Below are 3,975 nucleotides of genomic sequence, written 5' to 3'. Positions count from 1 at the left end.
AGCCGTGCTGGAACACGTAGCCTCACTGGCCAAGGCCCAGGGTGTGGGGCTGCTGTATGTTGCCACCCGCAAGGACAGCGAAAAGTACGCGGCCAAACTGGCCGATGCCGGGCTCCGTGCGGAGGCGTATCACGCAGGCAGGTCGGACAAGGACCGGGAGGCCATCCATGAGGCATTCATGGATGACCAGCTGGACGTAGTGGTTGCCACTACGGCGTTCGGCATGGGGATCGATAAGCCCAATGTGCGGTTCGTGGTGCACGCCGACATTCCCGAGTCATTGGACTCCTACTACCAGGAGATCGGCCGGGGCGGCCGCGACGGCGAACCAGCGGAAGCGATCCTGCACTACCGTGCCGAGGACCTGGGGCTGCGCAAGTTCTTCAGCACCCATGCCCCGGACGTTGACGCGCTGATGTCCGTGTTGAAAGTCGTCAAGAATGCCGGTGCTCCTGCTCCGAAGACGGCGTTGACGGAGCTCACGGGCCTTCCCGCCCGGAGGATTACCGCACTGGTCAACCAGCTGGAAGAAGCGGGCGCCGTCAGCACGGGCAAGCGCGGAACGCGGCTTGATTCGAAAGCCAGGTTGTCCACCTTGGTGCGGCGCGCCGTCGAACGCGCCGAGGCCCGGCAGCGCGTGGAACAGTCGCGGCTGACCATGATGCGCGCCTATGCGGAGACGGACAGTTGCCGCCGTCAGTTCCTGCTCGGCTATTTCGGTGAGGACATGCCGGAGCCCTGCGGAAACTGCGACTCATGCGCCGACGCGCAACACCAAAACGCTCCGGACCAAACGCAGCAAGCGCCTGCATCCAACGCAGTTGAGCCGTTTCCCCTCCAGTCCACTGTGGTGCACAAGGAATGGGGGCCGGGCCTGGTGATGCGCCACGAGGATGATGTCATCACAGTCCTGTTCGAGCAGGAGGGCTACAAAACGCTGTCCCGTTCCGCCGTCGTCGAGCACGGGTTGCTGAAGCCCGCCTAGGTGCCTGGTGCCGGTTTCAGGTGTTGAGTTCCAGCATCAGTGCCGGCAGTTCATCGGCCAGTTCGCGTGCCAGGAATCCCAAGGGGCCGAGCTTGCTGGCCAAGCGGTCCGCCGCCGCGGCATGGAGGTGGGTGCCCCAGCAGGCTGCCTGGGCATCGCTGGTTCCCCGCGCCCGCAGTCCGGCGACGCCGCCTGTGAGAACGTCCCCGCTGCCGGACGTTCCCAGCCCGCCGTACCCGGTGGTGATCTTCCAGAGGTTCCCGCTGCCGCCGCCCGATGGCCCGGCAATCACGCCCTGGCAGCTCACCACGGCATCGAAGCGATCAGCCACAGCGGCAACATCGCGTTCGAGGTCCTCCACGTCACGGCCAAGCAGGATTCCTGCTTCGGTTGGATTGGGGGTCAGGATCAACCGTCCCCGCCACGGTTCGAGCTCTTCCTCGATGTTCACCAGCACTCCGAGGGCAAAAGCATCAAGCACGACGGCGGGACCTCCCGCGGCGCCGGCACCGCCGTCGGATTGCTCCCGCTCCAGCAACGCCCGCAGCAGTGCCTCAGCGAGGTCGACGTCGTCCAGGCCCGGCCCGATCAGGACGGCATCCGCTTTCTCCAGGTTGCGGGCAACACGGTCCAGGCCGTCGCCGGTCACGGAGCCATTGATGTTTTCCGGCAAGCCTATGGCGCCGCATTCAGGCAGTGCCACGCCGAGTTGAGCGGCGACGGACTCGGCAACTGCCAGGGTTATTTTCCCGGCTCCGGCACGGAGCGCTGCGGTGCCGGCCAGCAGCGCCGCGCCGGGAGTGGTCCGGGCCCCTCCGATGACCAGAACGGCTCCGCGCGAGTATTTGTCCTCGCCCGGTGCCGGCAAAGGCCAGTCCCGGAGAAGGGAGGGCGTCACCAGAACCGGAGCGCTCGAATCACTGCGGGTGGACACTGGCGTCTCCTGCATGTTCGGTCACGGCCACTCCCTGCTCGCTCAGATGGTCGGCCACATTGAAGCTCTCCAGTTCCCATGGGCCGGCGCCCGTGGGCCGTACATAACGGGTAATGGACGCATTCAGCACCGACGTGCTCGCAGCAAGGTCCAGTATTTGGTCCTCGGACATCCCTTCCAGCACATAGCGGACCAGCAGGATGACGGCATCGTGGCAGACCAACATCACCCGGTGCCCCCTGCCCAAAGTGTTGAGCTCGTCCAGGACTGACCGCAGGCGGAGGGCAACATCGGCCCAGGACTCACCACCAGGCGGCCGGTAGTAGAGTTTGCCGAGCCAAAGACGCCGCTCGGCTTCATCCGGGTACCGCCTTTCAACGCCCAAGCGTGTCAGCCGGTCCAAGATCCCCAGTTCCCTGTCCCTGAGGCGTTCGTCGCTGCGGATTTTTATCGGCCAGCCGGCCGCCTCAACGGCGATTTCCGCTGTCTGTCTGGCACGGGCATAAGGGGAGGACACCACGGCGTCCGGGCGGAACTCTTCTGCGATGCGTGCCAATGCCGTTCCCAGTGCTTTCGCCTGCTCCTGTCCGGTGCCGGACAAGTTCACGTCGGCATCCCGGGCCGGAACCTGGATAACTTCCGCCCCGGCCAGGCGTGCCTCCGTGGCAGCGACGTTGCCTTCGCTCTCACCGTGCCGGATCAACAGCAGCTCTACGGCACCGGCCTCCTGCACTGCCTCCGTCAGCCCGTCCTCATTCACAAAGATCACTCCTCCGTGTGCGTTGCCGAATGCAGAACACTACCCACTGCGTACCCACGGGGCCAGTTGGTAAACGCATGAGCGTAAGCCACAACCCCTTTTGCCCGGACGGGGAGTGAAGTAAGTTGCTCGCATGGAGGACTCATACCAAGTCATCATTGTCGGTGCCGGATTTGCGGGCGTAGCCGCAGCCAAGGAACTGGGGCGCAAAGGCGTGCGGGTCCTGCTGATCGATTCGAACAATTACCACCAGTTCCAGCCGCTCCTGTACCAAGTGGCGACGTCCCAAATAGGTGTCTCCGCCATTGCCCGCCCGCTGCGTTCAGTTTTCCGCCGCTTCAAAACGGTCAAAGTCCTGACAGCCAAGGTCGAGTCCGTCAGTGCGGCAGAGCGGCTGGTCACCACCTCGGATGGCCGAACCATGCGCGCAGATACTCTGGTGATCGCAGTAGGGGCGGTTCCGAACTTCTTCAATACCCCGGGTGCGGAAGAGCTGGCGTTCCCGCTGTACTCCGTCACCGACGCCACACGACTTGGCACCGGCCTCACCAGGCTTCTGGACCAAGCCGACAGAAACCCTGACGGTTCGGTGGATGTTGTGGTGGTGGGAGGCGGACCCACCGGTGTGGAGACCGCAGGAGCGATGGCGGAAAACGTCAAATACGTGGTGAGCAAATATTTCTCGCCCGAGCTCGCGGCACGGTGCCGGGTGCATTTGGTGGACATGGTTCCCAGCGTCCTGAATATGTTCTCCGCCAAGTCCCAGAGCTATGCCACCGATCATTTGAAGAAGGTGGGCGTCCAACTTCATATGGGAGTGGGCGTTACCGAGGTCCGGCCGGACGGGGTGACTTTGGCGGACGGCAGTTCCGTGCCTGGACAAATTGTGGTGTGGGCCGGGGGCCTCAAAGCGGGCGACCTCATTGCCGGCTCCGGCCTTGCCCAGGGGAGAGGGGGCCGCGTTGACGTCCTTCCTGACCTGACCGCTCCTGACGTGGACGGCGTCTATGTCATTGGCGATGCGGCAAACATTACGGATTCCACGGGGGCAAAGCTGCCCCAGCTGGGTTCTGTAGCTCAACAGGCTGGAAAATGGGCGGCCAAGAACATCCTCGCGGACCTCGGCGGGGAGGGGCGGACTCCATTCCGCTACGTGGACAAAGGTTATATGGCGATGGTTGGCCGCGGCGCCGCAGTGGCAGAGTTGGGCCGCAAGCGCCTTCAGTTGCAAGGCATCCTTGCCTTTCTGTCCTGGCTCTTGGTGCACTTGGCCTTGTTGTCCGGACTGCAACAGAA

General features: G+C 64.0%; 4 protein-coding genes. 2 read left to right on the top strand and 2 right to left on the bottom strand.

The window, feature by feature from the left end; translation table 11 throughout:
- Window positions 1-985 (top strand): helicase-related protein (locus HP499_RS21710; protein WP_172326175.1); only part of this gene is annotated, 985 nt, incomplete at its 5' end.
- A 16-nt stretch (window positions 986-1,001) separates the two neighbouring features.
- Here HP499_RS21710 and HP499_RS21705 read toward each other — a convergent pair.
- Together HP499_RS21705 and HP499_RS21700 are read right to left on the bottom strand one after the other, a co-directional pair.
- Window positions 1,002-1,919 (bottom strand): NAD(P)H-hydrate dehydratase, encoded by a 918-nt coding sequence (locus HP499_RS21705; protein ID WP_309138434.1) that lies wholly within the window; start codon window positions 1,917-1,919, stop codon window positions 1,002-1,004.
- A complete protein-coding gene (locus HP499_RS21700) occupies window positions 1,903-2,688 on the bottom strand; it encodes a histidine phosphatase family protein (protein ID WP_172326173.1) in 786 nt (261 codons plus the stop codon). Before HP499_RS21700 ends, HP499_RS21705 begins: the two co-directional genes overlap by 17 nt.
- A 124-nt stretch (window positions 2,689-2,812) precedes the next feature.
- Here HP499_RS21700 and HP499_RS21695 point away from each other — a divergent pair.
- On the top strand, window positions 2,813-3,975 hold a 1,163-nt coding region (locus HP499_RS21695; RefSeq protein WP_172326172.1), incomplete at its 3' end, for an NAD(P)/FAD-dependent oxidoreductase.

Source organism: Paenarthrobacter sp. CM16 (assembly GCF_013179505.1).
GTDB lineage: Bacteria > Actinomycetota > Actinomycetes > Actinomycetales > Micrococcaceae > Arthrobacter.
The sequence above is the reverse complement of the archived record's forward strand: the minus strand, read 5'-3'. Positions and strand labels throughout refer to the sequence as shown.